The following is a 20,248-nucleotide window of genomic DNA, read 5'->3' as shown; positions in this document are numbered from 1 at the left end:
TCGATCGGACGAAGCGAAGCGGGGAGTCTGCCAGCATGCCCCGGATCGCACCACCTTGGCGCCATGACAACACGCCATTACAGGCTGTAACCGGAGTTTTCAGCGCGGCGTTCGACAATCCATCGCCAGGCCAACGAGCCCGGTTTACCCCACGAGAACCTCACATGAATTCCTTCATACCCACCCGAATGCACGTGCTTGTCCTTGGTCTGACCCTGGCGCTCGGCTCCACTGCGGTGCTGGCCGAAAAACCCGATGGGGCCGGCAAACCCGGAAAGGGCGAGAAGCACCAGAAGGAGCATCGAAAAGACCACCGCGAAGCGGGCCGCGACCGCGATCGCGGCTCATCCACCCACGTGGCGATCAATGTCCAGATCGGTGGCTACTTCGGCGAACCCCAGCGGGTGGCGGCACGCGAGTATTACGCGCCGCGCTTCAAGGCTGGAAAGTGCCCACCGGGACTGGCCAAGAAAAACAACGGCTGCCTGCCACCCGGTCAGGCGAAGAAGTGGCATCTGGGCCACCCCCTGCCGCACGACGTGGTGTATTACCCGGTGCCGCATGGCATTTCGGTGCAGCTGGGTGTGCCACCTTCGGGCCACAAGTACGTGCGCGTGGCCGCCGACATCCTGCTGATCGCCATCGGCACGGGCCTGGTGGTCGACGCGATCGAAGACCTCGGCCGTTTGTGACAGCCCGCATGCGCGCCATCCTGCTGGGCGGCCTGCTGCCCCTGGCTGCCATGGCCCAGCAGTCACCACCGCCCGAGCCGGTGGCGCTGGAGGCCAGCCGCGACTACCTTCTCGGCGTTGCGCTGGTGTCGTCCGCGCCGCAACTGGGCAGCGACACCAGCCAGCGCACGCGCGCCAGCCCCATCTGGGCATTCCAGCTCGGCCGTTTCCGGTTTGCCAGTTCCGGCGCCAGCGCGCTGCTCACGCAGGGTCGCCAGACCGTGGACACGGGCGTGAGCACGGTGGTGGCCGGCAGCGATCGCTGGTCGCTCAGCACCTCGCTGCGCATCGACGAAGGCCGTTCCTGGGACGATGACGCCCGCTTCAGGGGCCTGCCCGATGTGCGCGGCACGCTGCGCGGACGCGTCACCGCCAACGTCGCACTCGGCAAACGCTGGACCGCCTCGGTGCGCGGCTCGCAGGACCTGCTGGGGCGCGATGGCGGCCTGCGCATCGACAGCGGTCTGGGCTACCGCTACCCCATCTCTTCTCAAACGCACTGGGACCTGTCACTGGGCGCCGGCTGGGCCAACGGCACGTACGCCAGGACCCACTACGGCATCGCGCCCGACTCCGCTGTAGCCACCGGCCTGCCCGCCTACCGCCTGGGCTCGGGATGGGACGGTGTCTCCGCCGGATGGCGCCTGACCTCGGCCCTGAACCGCAACTGGGTCATGTACGGCGGTGTGGGCGCTTCGCAGTTGCAGGGCGCTGCCGCACGCAGTCCACTGGTGGGGCGCAGGACGGTCTACAGCGCGACGGTGGGATTGGCGTACCGGAACAACTGACCACCACGGGTCAATTGGGGGTGGTGCGCTCCAGCAAGCGCCGCAGGTAGTGCCCCGTGTGGCTGTCGGCGTTGGCCGCCACGTCTTCCGGCGTGCCTTGCGCCACCACCGTGCCACCACCCGCACCGCCTTCAGGCCCCATGTCGATGACCCAGTCGGCGGTCTTGATGACGTCGAGGTTGTGCTCGATCACCACGATGGTGTTGCCGGCATCGCGCAACTGGTGCAGCACCTTGAGCAGCAGTTCGATGTCCGCGAAGTGCAGGCCGGTGGTGGGCTCGTCGAGGATGTAGAGCGTGCGGCCGGTGTCGCGCTTGGAGAGCTCGAGCGCGAGCTTCACGCGCTGCGCCTCGCCACCCGACAGCGTGGTGGCGCTCTGACCCAGCTGGATGTAGGACAGGCCCACGTCCAGCAGGGTTTGCAGCTTGCGGTGCAGCGTGGGCACGGCGTTGAAGAAGGCGTGCGCCTGCTCCACGGTCATGTCCAGGATCTGCGCGATGTTGCGGCCCTTGTATTGCACGTCCAGCGTCTCGCGGTTGTAGCGCTGGCCGTGGCAGACCTCGCATGGCACGTAGACATCGGGCAGGAAGTGCATCTCCACTTTCACCACGCCGTCGCCCTGGCAGGCCTCGCAGCGACCACCGGCCACGTTGAAGCTGAAGCGGCCCGGGCCGTAGCCGCGCTCGCGTGCGGTGGGCACCTCGGCCATGAGGTCGCGGATGCCGGTGAACAGTCCGGTGTAGGTGGCCGGGTTGCTGCGCGGTGTGCGGCCAATGGGCGACTGGTCGACGTTGATGACCTTGTCGAAATGTTCGATGCCTTCGATGGCTTCGTGCGCGGCAGGCTCTTCGTGCGAGCGGTACAGCGTGCGGGACACGGCCGCGTACAGCGTGTCGTTGACCAGGGTGGATTTGCCCGAACCCGACACACCGGTGACGCAGGTGAGCAGGCCCACCGGAAAGGCCGCGCTCACGCCCTTGAGGTTGTGGCCGGTGGCATTGACGACGCGGATTTCCTGCAGCTCGCCCAGCGTGGCCTGGTGCGCGGCTTCGCGCGCGGCGCGGCGTTCCGCCGCCGGGCTGGGCGCGAAGCGGGGTTTCGAGGAGGCTGCGGCGCTGGTCTTGCGAACCACCGGCAGCCAGGGCGTGCGCCGTTCGGGCACGGGGATGAGACGCGCACCGCTGAGGTACTGGCCGGTGAGCGAGTCGGGCGCGGCCATCACGTCGGCACAACTGCCCTGCGCCATCACGCGGCCACCGTGCACGCCGGCGCCCGGACCCATGTCGATCACGTGGTCGGCGGTGCGGATCATGTCCTCGTCGTGCTCGACCACCAGCACGGTGTTGCCCAGGTCGCGCAGGTGCTGCAGGGTGCCGATCAGGCGGTCGTTGTCGCGCTGGTGCAGGCCGATGCTGGGTTCGTCGAGCACGTACATCACACCGGTGAGTCCGCTGCCGATCTGGCTGGCCAGGCGGATGCGCTGGGCTTCGCCGCCCGAGAGCGTGTCGGCGCTGCGGTCCAGGCTGAGGTAGTTCAGCCCGACGTCGTTCAAGAACTTCAGGCGCTGGCGGATCTCGTTGATCACGCGCGCGGCAATGTCGGCCTTGGCTCCTTTCAGTTCCAGTTGCAGGAAATACGCCAGCGCCTCGCCGAGCGTGACGTGGCTGATCTTGTAGATGGGCTGCTTCTGCTCGCCTTCGCCCACGAACACGTGGCGCGCTTCGCGGCGCAGGCGCGAGCCGCCGCAGTCCGGGCAGGGCTGCACGGCGCGGTAGCGCGCCAGCTCTTCGCGCACCGCCACGCTGTCGGTCTCGCGGTAGCGGCGTTCGAAGTTGCGGATGATGCCTTCGAAAGGGTGCTTCTTGGTGATGCGTTTGCCTGCGCGCTCGCCCGATTCCAGCGCATAAGTGAACTTCACCTCCTCTTCGCCCGACCCGTAGAGCAGCACGTGCCGCACCGCGTCGGGCAGCGACTCCCAGGGCGCGTCGGTGTCGAACCTGTAGTGAGCCGCCAGGCTCTCGATCATGGCGAAGTAGTAACCGTTGCGTCGGTCCCATCCCTTGATGGCACCGCTGGCAAGGCTCAGGGTTGGGAAGCCCACCACGCGCGCCGGGTCGAAAAACTCGGTGTGGCCCAGACCATCGCAGGTGGGGCAGGCGCCCATGGGCGAGTTGAAGGAAAACAGGCGCGGCTCCAGCTCGCCCACGGTGTAGTGGCACAGCGGACAGGCAAATCGCGCGGAGAACACATGTTCGTGCGGGGCGGCCGTGTGGTCTTCCTCGCCGTTCATTTCCATGGCAATGGCCTTGCCGTCCGCCAGCCGCAGCGCGGCCTCGAAGCTTTCGGCCAGCCTTTGGCGCAGCGGATTGACGCCCTCATCCTCGCCGTCGGCGCGCACCTTGATGCGGTCGATCACCACGTCGATGTTGTGCTTCTCGGTCTTCTTCAAGGCCGGCAGCGCATCGAACTCGAGCACCGCGCCATCCACGCGGAAGCGCACGTAGCCCTGGGACTGCATGTCGGCGAACAGCTCGGCGAATTCGCCCTTCTTCTCGCGCGCCACGGGCGCCAGGATCATCAGGCGCGTGCCCTCGGGCAGGGCCAGCACGGTGTCGACCATCTGCGCCACGCTTTGCGAGGTGAGCGGCAGGTCGTGGTCGGGGCAATGCGGCGTGCCCGCGCGCGCGAACAGCAGGCGCAGGTAGTCGTGGATCTCGGTGACCGTGCCCACGGTGGAGCGCGGGTTGTGGCTGGTGGCCTTCTGCTCGATGGCGATGGCCGGTGAGAGGCCTTCGATCAGGTCCACATCGGGCTTGTCCATCAGCTGCAGGAACTGCCGCGCGTAGGCCGACAGGCTCTCCACGTAACGGCGCTGGCCCTCTGCGTACAGCGTGTCGAACGCCAGGCTGGACTTGCCCGAACCCGAGAGCCCGGTGATCACCACCAGCGAATGCTTGGGGATGTCGAGATCGATGTTCTTCAGGTTGTGCGTGCGCGCGCCGCGCACCGAGAGAAAGGCGCTGGCGTGGCGCAGCGCCGGGGCCAGATCGGTGAGGTTCAGGGCCGGGGGCAGGTTCTGGTTCAAGGCGCGCTCGGGGGGTGTTCAGGGCAACCCGACATGATAAGCCGCCGGGCAATAAATCCACCGTGCTTTGTTACGCCGTTTTTACAGAGCCGTTGCTTCAATTGGGGCTCACCCGCCCGCCCTGCCCCGACTGCCCCTTTCACCGCGTGAACAAACGCCCACCTCCGCCCATCGACATCGAAGTCCACCTGGACGTCGCAGTGACGGACACCACCTCGCTGTTCCGCTTCGTCGACAGCCTGGTCACCAACGGCCAGCGCATCGGCAAAGGCTGGGTGGAACAAAGCCTGTCGCGGCGCCAGTCCCGTGCCAGCACCGCGTTGGGACGCGGCGTTGCCCTGCCCCATGCCTCGGTGCGCAACCTGCGCCGCCCCAAACTGCTGTACACCCGGCTTCAGGAGCCCATTGCCATGGACGCCCCAGACGGCGAACCGGTGCTCGAAGCCATGACGCTGCTGGTACGCTATCCCGCATCGTCGATCGACCACGTTCTGCTCGATCGCCTTCGGGACCCTCACATGAACACACGGATACTGGAACTGTTTCGGCAGGGACGCAGCGCGGAAGTGGTGGCCCACCTGCTGACGCAGCCATGAAGCCCGGCATCCTGCTGGTCTGCGTGATGGCGGACGGGCAGGCGCTGGAACTCATTCGCCACGCCTGCGTCCTCAAGTCCGCCACGTCGCGGCCGTGGCGCGTGCTGCACCTGGATACCCTGGCGGCACGGTACGCCAGCCGGGCGGTGCTGGCGGATCTGGAACAGGCTTTGAAGCTCGCACAGGACGAAGGCGCCGAGACGGTGCTCGCCAGCCTGAGCTTCAACGGTGCAGCCCACCTGGTGCGCCAGATCGTGCAGCAAGCGCAGGCGGGCTCCTTGTCGGACGTGCTGATCGGCAGCCGCGCCACCGGCAACCTCTACTGGCCAGGCTTTGGCGAGCGCCTGAGCGATTTCGCCGAGGTGCTGGGCGAGAGCCTGCCCGGCACGCAGATCCACATGCTGGTCAGCAGCCAGCCGCGCGGACGGCGACCCAGCATGCCGACGGACGGTCACAGCGAACGGCTGACTGCGGCGTACTGGCGCGTGCCCCTGCTGGTGCTGGCCCTGTGCACCGCCTTGTGCGCCGCCATCGCCAGCCTGCTGCACCCCATCAACCTGATCCTGATCTACCTGGTGGGCGTGCTGTACGTGGCGCTTCACCGCGACCTGCTGGCCTCGGTGGTCACCATGGTGGGGGCGATCCTGATTTTCGACTGGATATTTGTCGCACCGCGCTGGTCGTTCAAACCCACCGATCCACAGTACTTCTTCACCTTCGCGATCGCGGTGTGCGTGGGCCTGGCGGTGAGCCGCCTGGCCTTGCAGGCGCGCGAGGCCGCGGTGCGCGCCACCGCGCTGGCCGATCGGGCCCAGTCGCTGAGCCTGATGGCGCAGAACCTGACCAGGGCGCACACGCCCCAGGACATCGCTCGCACCCTGCAGCAATCCGTGGAGCGCGGCGTGGGAGCACGGGCCGAACTGATCCTGGGCGACACGGCACCTCCCGCCTCCCTGGCCCAGGCGGGTGCCGCGCACCGGTTCGAGCTGGGCACCGCCGGCGGCACGCTGGGTGTGCTCACGGTGCGCGACCTGCCGCCCGCTCGGCAAACCGCCGAGGACCTGCACCTGCTGCAGGCGCTGGCCAACCAGGCCGCGCTGGCGCTGGAAAAAGCCCAGGCCGATGAGCGCAGCCGTCAGGCCGCCGTCGAGGCCGAGGCCGAGCGGGTGCGCAACACCCTGCTCGCGGGCATCTCGCACGACTTTCGCACGCCACTGACCACCATCATCGGCGTGGCCACCACCCTGCAGAGCCAGGCACATCAGATCACGCCCGCGCAGCAGGACGCCTTGCTGCAGAACCTGCTCGATCAGGCACAGCGGCTGCAATGGCTCACCAGCGACCTGCTCGATCTGGCACGGCTTCAGGAAGGCGCGATCCAGCCGGTGTGCGAATGGTGTCCGTTGGGCGAGCTGGTGCGCGATGCACTGGCCCTGACCGAGAGCGCGGTGGGCCATGTGCAGGTGGACTTGCGCTTCGACGAGGACGACACGGTGTGGTGCGATTCGAGGTTGCTCACCCAGGCGCTGTCCAACCTGTTGCTCAATGCCGCCCAGCACTCGCCCGAAAACGGCACCCTCACCGTCTCGGCGCAACTGGGCGAATCCGGCTGGATGCTCTCGGTGCGCGATCAGGGGCCTGGCATCACGCCGGGCCGGGAGACCGAGGTGTTTCGCAAGTTCCACCGCGAACAGGCCAGCCAGACCACCTCGGGCACGGGCCTGGGGCTCGCGATCTGCGAGGCGGTGACCAGCCTGCATGGGGGCAGCGTGACCGCGCGCAACGACAGCGGCGCGGTGTTCGAGATGCGCTTCCCCTGGCCTGCCGGCGTTGCTCATCCACAGGACCTGAGCGAATGAGCCCGTCGCCCGCCCTGCAGGTGCTGGTCGTCGACGACGAGCCCGCCATCCGGAATCTGCTGCGCACCACGCTGAGCGCCGAGGGTTACCACGTGATCGAGGCGGGCAGCGCGCGCGAAGGAGCCACCCTGGCAGGCAACCGCCGCATCGACCTCTTCCTGATCGACCTGGGCCTGCCCGACGGCGACGGCGTAACGCTGATCCGCGAGATCCGGGGCTGGACCCAGCGCCCCATCCTGGTGTTGTCCGCGCGCACGCAGGAGATGCAGAAGGTGCAGGCACTCGACGCGGGCGCCGACGACTTCGTGAGCAAGCCCTTTGGCGTGGCGGAGCTCCATGCCCGGATCCGCGTGGCGCTGCGGCATGCCGGACTGCCGGCCCTGGAAGGTTCGGTCCTGATGCTGGGCAACGTGTCGATCGACCTGCTGGCGCGCAACGTCACCCGTGACGGCCAGCCGGTCAAGCTCACCGCCACGCAATGGCGGCTGCTGGAGGTGCTGGCGCGCCACGCGGGGCGCGTGGTCACGGGCCATCAATTGCTCCGCGAGGTGTGGGGACCCGGTCATGGCGAACAGGGGCATTACCTGCGCATCTACGTGCGGCAGTTGCGCCAGAAGCTGGAAGCCGACCCCACAAACCCCCGTTTCCTGCAGACGGAACTCGGTGTGGGCTACCGGCTGCTGCCCTCCGGCGAAGGCGTCTGACGGATCGCTGACGCGACGCCTGCGACCTCCGGCGTTTTTACGCGGCATTTACGCCCCGCCCCGTAGCCTCCCCGGTCACGACCGACCGAGGAGACCCGACATGAAGCGACTGCTGGCCCTGGCCAGGGGGATCGACGCCATCACCGACTGTTTCGCCGTGCTGGCGAAATGGGCCATCCTGGCGGCCTGCGCCATCAGCACCACCAACGCGGTGATCCGCTACTCGTTCGACATCAGCTCCAACGCGTTCCTGGAAGTCCAGTGGTACCTGTTTGCGGCCTGCGTCATGTTCGGTGCGGCCCAGGTGCTGCGCGTCAACGAACACGTGCGTGTCGACATCTTCTATGGCATGTACCCCACGCGCGCCAAGGTGCTGGTGGATCTCGCTGGCCTGGTGCTGTTCCTGCTGCCCATGACGCTGTTCATCGCTTACTCGTCGCTGCCAGTGTTCGTGCGCATGTTCGTCAGCCAGGAGATGTCGAGCAACTCGGGCGGGCTGATCCGCTGGCCGGCGATGCTCACCATCCCGCTGGGTCTGTCGCTGGTGGCACTGCAGGGTGTCTCCGAGATCATCAAGCGCGCGGGCTGGCTGATGCATGTGCATGAGATGGACACGCACTACGAAAGGCCGCTGCAATGAGCATGGAGAACTTCGCTCCGCTCATGTTTGCGGGGCTGATCGTGGTGATGCTGATCGGGTTTCCGGTCGCCTTCTCGTTGGGCACCCTGGGTCTGGCTTGCGGTTTCTACGCCATCCACATGGGCTGGTTTCCGGCCACCTTCATGGGCAACCTGCCGCTCAACCTGTTCGGCATCCTGTCCAACGACCTGCTGCTGGCCATTCCCTTCTTCACGCTGATGGGCGCCATCCTGGAAAAGTGCGGCCTGGCCGAGGACCTGCTGGAATCCATGAGCCAGCTCTTTGGCCCGACGCGCGGTGGCCTGGGCTATTCGGTCATCGTGGTCGGCTTCATCCTGGGGGCCATCACCGGCACGGTGGCCGGACAGGTGATCGCCATGGCCATGATCGCGCTGCCCATCATGATGCGGCACGGCTACGACATGCGCTACGCCACCGGGGTGCTCGCGGCCTCGGGCACCATCACGCAACTGGTGCCACCCTCGCTGGTGCTGGTGGTTATGGCCGACCAGCTCGGCCGCTCGGTCGGTGACATGTACAAGGGCGCCTGGGGCCCTTCGGTGCTGCAGATCCTGATCTTCCTGACCTACACCTTCGTGCTCACGCGCCTGCGCCCGAACGCGCTGCCCGGCATCCCGCTGGAGGCGCGCACCGCCAGCGGCTGGGCGCTGTGGAAGCAATGCCTGCGCGGCATCATCCCCTCGGCCCTGCTGATTTTTGCGGTGCTTGGCAGCATGGGCGGCCTGCCCGGCATCACCACCGCGATCTGCACGCCCACCGAAGCTGGCGCCATGGGCGCGGCCGGTGCCTTCCTGCTTGCCGCGATCCACCGGCGCCTCACCTGGCCGCTGGTGCGCGACGCCATGGCCGGCACCATGCGGATCACCGCCATGGTGGTGTTCATCCTGATTGGCTCGCGCGTGTTCTCCATGGTGTTCCAGGGCGTTGACGGTGGCATCTGGATCGAGCACCTGCTCAGCGGCCTGCCAGGGGGCCAGACGGGCTTCCTGCTGGTGGTCAATGCCTTCATCTTCGTGCTTGCCTTCTTCCTCGACTTTTTCGAGATCGCCTTCATCATCCTGCCGTTGCTGGGGCCCGTGGCCGACAAGATGGGGATCGACCTGATCTGGTTCGGCGTGCTGCTGTGCGTGAACATGCAGACCAGCTTCATGCACCCTCCCTTCGGCTTCGCGCTGTTCTACCTGCGTGGCGTCTCCGACTCCCTCTTCAAGAACGGCGTGCTGCCGCGCAAGGTGGAATCGCGCGACATCTACCTGGGCGCCATCCCCTTCGTGATCCTGCAACTCCTGCTGGTGCTGGTGGTGATCTTCGTGCCGCAGACCGTGACGGTCTTTCTCGACGAGAAGGTGGTGGTGGATCTGGACAAGGTGGAGATGCCGGCTGTGGACAACACGCTGGAGACGGAGGAAGAGGAAGCCTCGGACACCGAAAACCTGCTCAAGGACATGGCGCCGCCAGCCGAGTCCGAACCAGCACCAGCTGCCGAGGCCACGAAATGATCCCGATGGACGGCACCGCCTTCGTCGAAGGCACTTCCTACCCGCGGGCCATCAAGGCGCTGGCCACACTGACACTGGGCGGCCTGCTCGGCACCGCCTGGATGGCCCGGGATGCCTTGCTCGCCACGCCCTGGCCGGCGGATCTGCGGCTGCTGGCAGGCCTGGCTGTGGCCACGGTGCTCTGGCAGTACATGACGATTCTCTTGAGCACCACCCGAATGAGCACCGATGCCATCTCGCAGGGCTGGCTGTGGCGCACCAGCGTGCCGCTGGCCGACGTGGCCCAGGTGCGCCTGCTGCGCGTGAAGGCCTTCGACGCCTGGTTCACGCCGCGTCTGGAAGTCCGTGCCCGGGGGCGCGGCAAGTTCACCTTCCAGGCCGCATCGCCGACCGTGCTGGCCGCCATGGACCTGCTCGTCCACGGGGAACCCATGACCCGGTAGTCCTGTCGGGTGGCGGTGGGCCCAGGCCTTTCGCTGACAATACCGGTCTTTCCCGCACCCGCCAGCCGCCTTGTCGCTTCCCCTGTCCTCCCTCTCCTCTCACCCGGCCACCGAAGCGAACACCGCCGTTCGCATGACGCCCACCGAGCGCCGCGCCAGCGGGGCTCTGGCCTCCATCTACGCGCTGCGCATGCTGGGCCTGTTCCTGGTGTTGCCGGTGTTCGCCCTGCAAGCCCGCCACTATCCCGGCGGTGACGACCCCGCCCTGGTGGGCCTGGCCATGGGCATTTATGGCCTTACGCAGGCCCTGCTGCAGGTGCCACTGGGCATGGCGTCGGACCGGTTGGGCCGCAAGCCGGTGATCCTGGCAGGGCTCACCGTGTTCGCCCTGGGCAGCCTGCTGGCGGCCTGGGCGCCCACGCTGCCCTGGCTCGTGGCCGGCCGCGCACTGCAGGGCGCGGGCGCCATCTCGGCGGCGGTCACCGCCTTGCTGGCCGATCTCACGCGCGACCAGGTGCGCACCAAATCGATGGCGCTGGTGGGCATCAGCATCGCGCTCATGTTCGCGCTCTCGCTGGTGATGGCGCCGCTGCTCGTGCCCCACATCGGACTGGCGGGCCTGTTCGCCCTCACCGCCGTGCTCGCGTTCATCGGCATGGCGGTGGTGGCCTGGGTGGTGCCCCCCGAGCCCGCGCTGCCGCGAACCGGTGGCCGCGGTGGCCTGCGCGAGGTGCTGGCGAACGCCGAGCTGCTGCGCGTGGACCTGGGTGTGTTCTTGCTGCACGCGGTGCAGATCGCGATGTGGATGGCCGTGCCCGCGCTGTTGATGGAAACCGGCGTGCCCACGGCAGAGCACTGGAAGATCTACCTGCCCGCGGTGCTGGCTTCGCTGCTCATCATGGGCGGCCTGCTGTTCCGCCTGGAGCGCATGGGCCATTTCAAGGCCGTTTACATGGGCTCCATCGCCCTCATTGCTCTGGTGCAACTGGGTTTCCTTCTCAGCCTGCAGGCGCCTTCGCTGTGGCCGGCGGCGCTGCTGCTGTGCCTGTATTTCGTCGGCTTCAATACGCAGGAGGCCAGCCAGCCCAGCCTGGTCTCGCGCCTGGCCGAACCGCGCCAGCGTGGCGCAGCGCTGGGCGTCTACAACACGCTCATGTCGCTCGGCATCTTTGCCGGCGGCAGCCTGGGCGGCGTGGTGGTCAAAGCCTGGGGCAGCGCCGGCATCTTCACGGTCAGCGCGGTGCTCATGCTGGTCTGGCTTGTCGTCGCGTGGCCGATGAAGCCCCCCGTCTCTTCAACGCAGCGTTGACGGGTCGGTCGCGGGCGGCAGGCCGGTGGCGTCCAGCGGCCGGGGTTCGCGCAGTGAACGCATCATGAGCAAGGACATGGTGCTGTAGAGGGGGCGGCTGATCATGCGAGAAACCACGCTGGCCACCAGCGCGCAGGCCATGAGGCTGAGCACCATGTTGTGGCCATCGGTCATCTCCATCACGATGATCATGGCGGTGATGGGCGTCTGCGTGACGGCGGCCAGGAAACCACACATGCCCAGCGCGATCAGCGCCACACCGTGCGGCGAAGAAAGCAGCCAGGCCACATCGGCCCCCAGGCCTGCGCCGATCGACAGGCTGGGCCCGAAGATGCCCCCCGGCACGCCGCTCCAGGCCGAGAGCCAGGAAGCCACAAATTTCAGGCCGGTGAACAGAAAAGGCTGGTGGCCGCCCTCGGCGTTCGCCGCCTGATCCAGCAACTCGCGCGTGTGCTCGTGGCCCACACCCACCGTGGCCCCGTTGCTGACCACCACGATCAGCGCCACCAGGAAGCCGCAGAACGCCGCGAAGGTCACGGGCCGCTTGCGGCGGTAGGCACAGAATCGGTCGGGCAGGCCGGTGAAAGACGCGAGCATGAGCCGCGAGAGCAAGCCACCCAGCAGGCCGCAACCGATCGCCACGACAGCGCCCGGCAACAGCAGGCTCCACCACGACAGGGCGTCGGCGCGCACGCGACCGAAATACGACAGGTTCCCGAAGGCCGACACAGCCACCAGACCGGCAATGACGATGGCCGCGAGCATCAGCCCGCTGCTGCGATCCAGCAGCCGGCGCGACAACTCCTCGATGGCGAACACAATGCCGCCCAAGGGTGTGTTGAACGCCGCCGCGATGCCCGCTGCGCCGCCGGCGACCAGCAGCTCACGGTCGCTGATGCCCGAGGAGGGGGAAAGCCAGCGCCGCGCATGCAGCATGATGCCGGCGGCCACCTGCACCGAGGGCCCCTGACGCCCGATGGAAAGACCCGCCAGCAAGCCCCCCGATACCGCCACGATCTTGGCAAGGCTCAGGCGCAGCGAGACGAAACGCGCGCGCTCCTTCAACGGCGTGGCAGGGTCCAGCGCGGTGAGCACCTGCGGCACGCCCGAGCCCGCCGCACCCGGCGCCCAACGGCGCACGGCCCACACCACCAACGCCGTGAGCGCGGGCGTCCACAAGAGGGGAGCCCACCACCAGCCACCACGCAACTGGCCATACAGCCCGACCGCCGCGTCCGCGAGCAAGGTGAACAACACCACCGCGAGACCGGTGAGCACCGCATACCCGATGACCACCACGCGGTCGAGCCACTGGCGCATGTCGCCCATCTCGGCGCGCAGGCTCTGCAGGAAGTCGGGTTCACCTTTCATCGCCAGTCAGTGTAAGGCTCGGCCGCACGGCGTCCCGGGCGCGAGACGGCAGTTGCGGCACAATGGCAAGTCGATTTGCGGCCGCGCCCACAAGGGCTGCCGCCCCCACCTCAGGACACACCATGGCATCTGTCAACAAAGTCATCCTCGTCGGCAACTGCGGCCGCGACCCCGAAATCCGCTACCTGCCCTCGGGCGGTGCCGTGGCGAACATCAGCATCGCCACCACCAGCCGCCGCAAGGACCGCAACTCCGGCGAGTTCATCGAAGAAACCCAGTGGCACCGCGTCACCTTCTTCGAACGCCTGGCCGAAATCGTGGGCGAGTATGTGAAAAAAGGCACCCCCATCTACGTCGAAGGCCGCCTGACCTACCGCAAGTACACCGACAAGGACGGCATCGAGAAAACCGCCACGGACATCATCGCCAGCGAAATGCAGTTGCTGGGTAGCCGTCAGGGCATGGGCGGCCCCAGTGGCGAAGAAGGCGGCGGCGGTGGCAGTGGCAGCTACTCGCGCCCCGCGGCGGCCCCGCGCGCGGCCGCGCCCACCGCGCCCCGTCAGGCCCCGGCAGCCGCACCGGCCCGCCAGTCCAGCGGCTTCGACGACATGGACGACGACATTCCATTCTGATCACCCGCCGTTCCCGCCAAAGCCCGTTGCCCTCCAGGCCGCGGGCTTTTTTCATTGTTGAGCGTAAGACAGGGGAAGCGCGGTGGTGAGTTTGAGCTCCTCCATGGCAAAGCTGGAGCTCACGTCGTGCAGGCTGGTGCCGGCGGTCAGGCGCTTGTAGACGCGGTCGTAGGCGGCGATGTCCGGCACCACCACGCGCAGCAGGTAATCCACGTCACCACTCATCCGGTAGAACTCGACCACCTCGGGAATCGCCTGCACGGTGGCGCGGAACTGCTCGAACCAGGCCTGGGTGTGGGTGCTCGTGCGCACCGAGACGAACACCGTGACGCCCACGTTGACCTTCTGCGGGTCCACCAGCGCCACCTGCCGTGTGATGACGCCCGCCGCCTTGAGCCGCTGGATGCGCCGCCAGCACGGTGTGGCAGAGAGTCCGACCTGCTCGGCAATCTGGGCCACCTGCTGCTCGGCATCGCGCTGCAGGATGTCCAGGATCCGGATGTCGATGGAATCCATTTTCATGAATTCGATATTAATTGGAATTGGATTCCAATTTCACTCCCATTCATCGAAAAGAAAGCACATGCATTGCACCCCACCGCCCGCAGAATTCCCGGCTACGCCTACGCCTTAACGATGGACATCTACCTCGACGCCAATGCCACCACCCCGGTCCTGCCTCAGGCCAGCGCCGCCGCACTGGCGGTAATGGAGGAGACCTTCGGCAACCCCAGCAGCATCCATGGCACGGGTCTGCGCGCCCGTGCGCTGCTGGACCGCGTGCGGGCCAGCGCGCGCCGCGTGCTGGCGGCGCCTACCGGACAGCTGCTGTTCACCAGCGGTGCGACCGAAGGCATCCAGACTGCGGTGCTGTCTGCCTTGGTCGAGCTGCGCTCGCGCCGCGACGCGGGCGGCAACGCGCCCACCCTGCTGCTGTACGGCGCCACGGAACACAAAGCGGTGCCGGCCGCCCTGAAGCACTGGAACCAGCTGCTTGGCCTGGGCTTTGAGATGCAGCCCATCCCGGTTGGACCCGACGGGCGCCACGACCTGGCTTGGCTCGCAGAAAACGCGCCACGCGCTGGCCTCGTTTGCACGATGGCGGCCAACAACGAGACCGGTGTGATCAGCGACCTCGACGGCATCGCGGCCGCCCTGTCCGGCAGCCCTGCGCTGTGGATGGTGGACAGCGTGCAGGCGCTGGGCAAGCTGCCCTTGAAGTTGATCGAACGGCGCATTGACTACGCACCGTTCTCCGGCCACAAGCTCTTCGCCCCCAAGGGCGTGGGCCTGCTCTACGTGCGCGAAGGCGCGCCCTTCACGCCCATGCTCACGGGCGGCGGCCAGGAAGGCGAACTGCGTGCCGGCACCGAGAACATGGCAGGCATTGCCGCGCTCGGCGCCGTGCTGGATGCGCTGGAAGACGGCCAGACCTTTCATGACGGCGCCACGCTGCATCGGCATCGCGCACAACTGGCCAGCGCGTTGCAGGAAAGCTTTCCGGCCCTGGTCTTCAACGCCCCTCCCGACTTGAGCCTGCCCACCACCTTGAATTTTTCGGTGCGGGGCATCGCCTCCCGGCAGCTGATGGACGCGTTCGATGCCGCCGGCCTTCACGTGAGCGGTGGTTCTGCCTGCGGTGCGGCCCAGGCACTGCCCAGCTTTGTGCTGGAGGCCATGGGCCTGCCGGCGTGGCAGGCCGCTGCGGCCATCCGCCTGTCGTTTGGCGCGACCCACGATAGCGCGCTCATCGACGAAGCCTGTGCCCGCATCCGCGCCTGCGGTGCCTCACTGCCCGCCAACGCGGGGCTGAACGCGGCCCGGTTGCTTGCGCTGATGCAGGCCCGGCCGACACCGCGACTGGTGGATGTGCGCGAACCCCACGAGCGGGGCGCGACTGGCGTTTCGCCCCTGGGTGTGGGGTGGGTGTGCGAGTCGGCACCGCTGTCCGGCTTGCCCCACCACCTGGCCCGCTGGCTTGAACTCCCTGCCGAAGTGCCGGTGGTCTTCTTTTGCCGCAGTGGTCAACGCAGCGCCCAGGCTGCGCGCGCGTTGCGCAACCTGGGCCGTGCGCAAGCCTGGAGCCTGGAAGGTGGACTGGAGATGTGGTCCGCTCCCGAAACGTCCACCCAGGCCTGACACCGCTCCTCAGGCCAGCAGGGCGCCCACCCGCTGGTGCAGCAGCTCGGGCGACACCGATGCCGGCGCTACCGGCTCACCCACGTTGAGACCCACGCGGTTGAAAAAGCCCCGACGGAACGGTCGCACCATGGCCACGCGCTCGCCGTCGCGCTCTTCCACGCGGCTGAAGAACGAACCCCAGAGGTTGGTGAGGCCCATGGGAATGACAGGCGGGTGCAGGCCTTCGCGCTCGGCGAGTTCCAGGATCTTCATCACGCCGCCCTTGAAGGGCTGCAACTGGCCGTCGCGCGTGATGCCGCCTTCGGGGAAGATGGCCAGCAGCTCGCCGTGGCGCAGCGCGGCGGTGGCGGCCTCGAACGCGGCCTCGTAGGCGGCTGGGTCGTCCTTCTGTGGTGCGATCGGTATCGCCTTGGCCAGGCGGAACAGCCAGCCCAGCACCGGCACCCTGAAGATGCGGTGGTCCATGAGGAAATGGATCGGGCGCGGGCTCGCGGCCATGAGCAGCACGGCGTCGACAAAGCTCACGTGGTTGCACACGATCACGGCCGCGCCTTCGGTGGGAATGTGCACGTCGCCCTCGACGCGGAAGCGGTACACGAGGCGCGAGGCGATCCAGGCCACGAAGCGCAGCAGGTATTCCGGCACCAGCATGAAGATGTAGAAGGCCACCACGGCGTTGGCCAGGCCCACCAGCAGGAACATCTGCGGAATGGTGAAGCCGGCCTTGAGCAGCGCACCGGCAATGACCGCGCTGGCGATCATGAACAGCGCGTTGAGGATGTTGTTGGCCGCGATGATGCGCGCGCGGTGCGTGGGCTGGCTGCGCATCTGGATCAGCGCGTACATGGGCACGCTGTACAGGCCGGCAAACAGGCTGAGCAGGGTCAGGTCGGCCAGCACGCGCCAGTGGGCCGGCACCGCCAGGAACTGCGCCACCCCCTGGCTGGCCACGGGCGGCAGGCCGCGCGAGGCGAAATACAGGTCGATCGAGAAGACGCTCATGCCGATGGCACCCAGCGGCACCAGGCCGATCTCCACGTGCCGGCGCGAGAGCACCTCGCACAGCAGCGAACCGGTGCCGATGCCGATGGAGAACACGATCAGCAGCAGCGAAGCGACCTGCTCGTTGCCGTGCAGCACTTCCTTGGCGAAGCTGGGGAACTGGCTCAGGAACACCGCGCCGAAAAACCACATCCAGCTGATGCCCAGCACCGATCGGAACACCACGGTGTTGCCATGCGCGAGCTTGAGGTTGCGCCAGGTTTCGGTGAACGGGTTCCAGTTGATCTTCAGACCGGGGTCGGTGGCCGGCGTGGCGGGCACGTACTGCGCCGTCAGGCGGCCCAGCAGGGCGAGTGCCACGCAGCTGAAGCCGACGTGGTGCGCGCCGATCTCGGGCACGGCGATGATGAGGCCTCCAGCGAGGTTGCCCAGCAGGATGGCGACGAAGGTGCCCATCTCCACCATGCCGTTGCCACCGGTGAGTTCGCGCTCGCCGAGGTGGTGCGGCAGGTAGGCGAACTTCACCGGACCGAACAGCGTGGAATGCAGGCCCATCAGGAAGGTGCAGGCCAGCAGCAGCGGGATGTTGGCCGAGAAGAACGACCAGGCCGCCAGCGCCATGATGAGGATCTCCAGCCGCTTGACGAAGACGATGAGCGTCTTCTTGTCGTACTTGTCGGCCAGTTGCCCGCTGGTGGCGGAGAACAGCAGGAAGGGCAGGATGAACAGCGCGCCGATCACGAGGCCGGCCAGCGACGGCGGCAACCACGCCACCTGCAACTGGTAGGTCACCATCACGGTGAAGGCGAACTTGAACAGGTTGTCGTTCGCCGCGCCCAGGAACTGGGTCCAGAAGAACGGTGCGAAGCGGCGCTGCCCGAGCAGGGCGAACTGGCCACCTTCGTGGGCGGATGCGGGTGCAGACATGGAAATCTCCTCCTGTCGGGCTGGGGTTGGGTTGTGATGGGTCTCAGCGCCGTGCCGCTGGATTCTGCCGCAGCGGCAGGCGTTTCAAGACAGAGAGCACCGGCCAGGCGGCCAGCGCAGCCACCACGTGCTTGAGGCTGTGGCCCGAGATCCATTCGCCCGTGGCGTGAAACACGGCGGCATCCCCCATCTCCAGCGCCTTGGCCAGCGCGTAGAGTGCGATGAGCGCGCCCAGGTGCACGCCGATCGCGCCCGCCACCTGGCGCTGGCATGCGGCCCAGACGATGAGCGCGACACCACCGAACTGCACCACCGCCCAGGGCAACACGTTATCGTGCGTGAGCGGCAGCGCGGCAGAGAGCAGCGCCGCCACCAGCGTGAGGCCCAGCACAGCAGCAACGGGCCTCGGTCCGACGCGCTCGGCGACCGCCAGCGACACGGCCCCGGCAAACGCCACCGCCATGCCCATGCGGTCCAGCACCAGGCTCTGCGCGCTGGGCCAGGCGTGGTACCACGCCGAGCCCAGGCTGGAGAGCAGAAAGCCCGCGAAGAGCACCCGCAACGCCCACCCGGTTTCCAGCGGAACGCGGCGCGAAGACAAGGCCCACAGACCCATAGCGCCCGCCACCGCCAGCGGCAGGTTGCTCAGCACATCCATGGCATTGGGAAGACCCCAGAGGGTACGGGCATCGGCGAAGGGATGCCCATGGGCATGCAGGTGGGCGTGACCATGCGGGTTGAGCGCGAGCCCCACTGCCGCCTGCAGCTGGGGGCCAAGCGTCAGGGCCAGCAGCCATAGGGTGAGCAAGAGCAGTCCCATGGCGTTGAGCCGATCGTGGGATGGGAAGCGAGAGTTCATGTGAAGAACCGGAGTTGAGGTGGCCGCAGTGTCTGGCGCTCCGCCGTCTGAAGAGCATCGATTTCCTATACAGTCGATTCCCTTTTCAGATTCAGTACCGATTAACAATACCGAACAGCATCGAGACCGCCATGAGCACCACCACCGATCTCGTCCTCGCCGTGAAGAAGGAACTCAAGTCTGCGCAGATGACCTATGCCGATCTGGCGCAAGCCATGGGCATGGCCGAATCGAGCGTGAAGCGCATGCTGGCCAAGGGCGACATGTCGCTCTCCAGGGTGGACGCCATCTGCCGCGCGCTCAAGCTGGATTTCGCCGATCTCGCGCGGCGCGTGGCCGATGCACAGCCGCTGCTGCGCGAGATGACGCAGGAACAGGAACGCGCGGTGGTAGCCGACAAGAAACTGCTGCTGGTGGCCATATGCGTGCTCAGCCAGTGGACCCTGGAGCAGATCACCACCGCTTACCGCATGACCGAAGCGGAGTGTGTGAGGTGCCTGGCGCAGCTCGACCGCATCGGCATCATCGAGTTGCGCCCGCTCAACCGTTACCGGCTCAAGCTGGCCAAGACCTTCCGCTGGCGGCCACATGGCCCGGTGATGAACTACTTCCGCGACCACGCCGTGCTCGACTATTTTTCCGGTGGCTTCGACGGCAGCGGTGAAGGCCTGATGCTGGTGCATGGCTCGGTCAGCCGCACGCTGGCGCCCATGTTTCTGGAGCGGTTGCAGCGCGTGGCGCAGGATTTCGCCCAGCAGCACCAGACCGATCAGAAACTGGCCGCGAAAGACCGCGAGGGCTACACGCTGGTGCTGGCCATGCGCAGTTGGGAGTTCGAGGCCTTCGGCCAGCTCAGGAGGTGAGGGGTTCACCCGGCATCCCGGCAGCGCCAACACTGGCATGATGACGGGCTTTCGTCCCAGGCTTCCATGAACGACCCCACCACCCGACCGGCTCCTGCGCCTGCCTCAGCGGCCCGCCGCCCCGATCGCCGTCGGCGCGCGAGCGCCGGACAACCCCCATCACAAGCTCGGCCACCTGCCCAGCGTCAGCACCCGGTGCTTGACCAGCTCGCGCAGCTCTACCCTGCACTGTTCGGCGAACAACTCAAACCGCTCAAGCGCGGCATCTTCCAGGATCTGCTCGACGCCCAGCCCGGCGTGCTGGAGGCCGAAAGCCTGAAAGCCGCGCTGGCGCTGCACACGCGTTCCAGCCGTTACCTGACGGTGGTGGCCTCGGGCCAGCCGCGCCACGACCTCGACGGCCAGCCCGTGGAAGCGCTCACGCCCGAGCAGGTTCACCACGCGCTGGTGGAGGTGTTCCGCCGCCGCCAGAGCCGCACGCCCGAAGACCTGGTGCCCAAGCTTCGCCAGCGCATCGCTCAGGCGTTCGAGGCCTCGGGCCTGGGCGAAGAGGCGTATGCGACGGCCACGCAAAGCCGCGACGAGGTGGTCAACGAGATCACGCGGCTGGCGCTGGCCGACGCCAGCGCTCGCCTGGCGCGCGACGCGGCCCTGCTGCGCGCCTTCGAGGCCAGCGGCCAGACCCTCGAGGCATTCGCCGACATGTACGGCATGCCGGGTCAGGAAGCGCAGCGCACCCTGGAGCGCGCGCGCGGCAGGCTTTCACCCCGGACCTGA

At 67.4% G+C, this 20,248-nt stretch carries 18 protein-coding genes; 13 read left to right on the top strand and 5 right to left on the bottom strand.

Annotated features, from left to right (window positions below; genetic code table 11):
• The first annotated feature begins 164 nt into the window (after positions 1-164).
• Entirely contained in the window at positions 165-692 is a 528-nt protein-coding gene (locus ACTIF6_RS18675; RefSeq protein ID WP_439589426.1) for a hypothetical protein, read from the top strand.
• Between the two features lie 8 nt (positions 693-700).
• Positions 701-1,519, top strand: coding sequence for a MipA/OmpV family protein (locus ACTIF6_RS18670; RefSeq protein ID WP_439589425.1), 819 nt, complete (start codon positions 701-703; stop codon positions 1,517-1,519).
• Between the two features lie 10 nt (positions 1,520-1,529).
• On the opposite strand, the gene uvrA is transcribed toward ACTIF6_RS18670, so the two are convergent.
• Positions 1,530-4,580 (bottom strand): excinuclease ABC subunit UvrA, encoded by a 3,051-nt coding sequence (gene uvrA / locus ACTIF6_RS18665; protein WP_439589446.1) that lies wholly within the window; start codon positions 4,578-4,580, stop codon positions 1,530-1,532.
• Positions 4,581-4,750: 170 nt separating this feature from the next.
• On the opposite strand from uvrA, the gene ACTIF6_RS18660 reads away from it, so the two are divergent.
• The 7 genes from ACTIF6_RS18660 (at position 4,751) to ACTIF6_RS18630 (ending at position 11,675) form a co-directional block, all read left to right on the top strand.
• Entirely contained in the window at positions 4,751-5,200 is a 450-nt protein-coding gene (locus ACTIF6_RS18660) for a PTS sugar transporter subunit IIA (RefSeq protein ID WP_439589424.1), read from the top strand.
• Positions 5,197-7,059, top strand: coding sequence for an ATP-binding protein (locus tag ACTIF6_RS18655; RefSeq protein ID WP_439589423.1), 1,863 nt, complete (start codon positions 5,197-5,199; stop codon positions 7,057-7,059). The genes ACTIF6_RS18660 and ACTIF6_RS18655 overlap by 4 nt, the downstream gene beginning before the upstream one ends.
• Entirely contained in the window at positions 7,056-7,763 is a 708-nt protein-coding gene (locus ACTIF6_RS18650) for a response regulator (RefSeq protein WP_439589422.1), read from the top strand. Before ACTIF6_RS18655 ends, ACTIF6_RS18650 begins: the two co-directional genes overlap by 4 nt.
• Before the next feature lie 100 nt (positions 7,764-7,863).
• Entirely contained in the window at positions 7,864-8,403 is a 540-nt protein-coding gene (locus tag ACTIF6_RS18645; protein WP_439589421.1) for a TRAP transporter small permease subunit, read from the top strand.
• A complete protein-coding gene (locus ACTIF6_RS18640; protein ID WP_439589420.1) occupies positions 8,400-9,923 on the top strand; it encodes a TRAP transporter large permease in 1,524 nt (507 codons plus the stop codon). The genes ACTIF6_RS18645 and ACTIF6_RS18640 overlap by 4 nt, the downstream gene beginning before the upstream one ends.
• A gap of 5 nt (positions 9,924-9,928) precedes the next feature.
• Entirely contained in the window at positions 9,929-10,366 is a 438-nt protein-coding gene (locus ACTIF6_RS18635; protein WP_439589419.1) for a hypothetical protein, read from the top strand.
• A gap of 133 nt (positions 10,367-10,499) precedes the next feature.
• Complete coding sequence (locus tag ACTIF6_RS18630; protein ID WP_439589418.1) at positions 10,500-11,675, top strand: MFS transporter; 1,176 nt, start codon at positions 10,500-10,502, stop codon at positions 11,673-11,675.
• Here ACTIF6_RS18630 and ACTIF6_RS18625 read toward each other — a convergent pair.
• Entirely contained in the window at positions 11,661-13,046 is a 1,386-nt protein-coding gene (locus ACTIF6_RS18625; protein WP_439589417.1) for a chloride channel protein, read from the bottom strand. The two genes, ACTIF6_RS18630 and ACTIF6_RS18625, sit on opposite strands and share 15 nt — an antisense overlap.
• A 122-nt stretch (positions 13,047-13,168) precedes the next feature.
• Here ACTIF6_RS18625 and ssb point away from each other — a divergent pair, with 122 nt between their 5' ends.
• Positions 13,169-13,678, top strand: coding sequence for a single-stranded DNA-binding protein (gene ssb / locus ACTIF6_RS18620; protein ID WP_439589416.1), 510 nt, complete (start codon positions 13,169-13,171; stop codon positions 13,676-13,678).
• 51 nt (positions 13,679-13,729) lie between these two features.
• Here the strand turns inward: ssb and ACTIF6_RS18615 are convergent, their stop codons facing one another.
• The gene (locus ACTIF6_RS18615) at positions 13,730-14,194 is read right to left on the bottom strand and encodes an Lrp/AsnC family transcriptional regulator (RefSeq protein ID WP_439589445.1); all 465 of its coding nucleotides are present in this window, start codon (positions 14,192-14,194) and stop codon (positions 13,730-13,732) included.
• A gap of 120 nt (positions 14,195-14,314) precedes the next feature.
• On the opposite strand from ACTIF6_RS18615, the gene ACTIF6_RS18610 reads away from it, so the two are divergent.
• Positions 14,315-15,817: an aminotransferase class V-fold PLP-dependent enzyme gene (locus tag ACTIF6_RS18610; protein WP_439589444.1), complete on the top strand. Its 1,503-nt coding sequence runs from the start codon at positions 14,315-14,317 to the stop codon at positions 15,815-15,817.
• A gap of 9 nt (positions 15,818-15,826) precedes the next feature.
• Here ACTIF6_RS18610 and ACTIF6_RS18605 read toward each other — a convergent pair whose 3' ends face one another.
• Positions 15,827-17,749, bottom strand: a complete 1,923-nt coding sequence (locus tag ACTIF6_RS18605) for an MFS transporter (protein WP_439589415.1) — start codon at positions 17,747-17,749, stop codon at positions 15,827-15,829.
• Positions 17,750-17,792: 43 nt separating this feature from the next.
• A complete protein-coding gene (locus ACTIF6_RS18600; RefSeq protein WP_439589414.1) occupies positions 17,793-18,608 on the bottom strand; it encodes a hypothetical protein in 816 nt (271 codons plus the stop codon).
• 131 nt (positions 18,609-18,739) lie between these two features.
• On the opposite strand from ACTIF6_RS18600, the gene ACTIF6_RS18595 reads away from it, so the two are divergent.
• Positions 18,740-19,471, top strand: coding sequence for a helix-turn-helix domain-containing protein (locus ACTIF6_RS18595; protein WP_439589413.1), 732 nt, complete (start codon positions 18,740-18,742; stop codon positions 19,469-19,471).
• A gap of 66 nt (positions 19,472-19,537) precedes the next feature.
• Positions 19,538-20,248 carry a ProQ/FinO family protein gene (locus ACTIF6_RS18590; protein WP_439589412.1) on the top strand — a complete coding sequence of 237 codons (711 nt, stop codon included), beginning with the start codon at positions 19,538-19,540 and terminating at the stop codon, positions 20,246-20,248.

It is taken from the genome of Hydrogenophaga sp., assembly GCF_051860785.1.
Lineage (GTDB): Bacteria > Pseudomonadota > Gammaproteobacteria > Burkholderiales > Burkholderiaceae_C > Hydrogenophaga.
The sequence above is the reverse complement of the archived record's forward strand: the minus strand, read 5'-3'. Positions and strand labels throughout refer to the sequence as shown.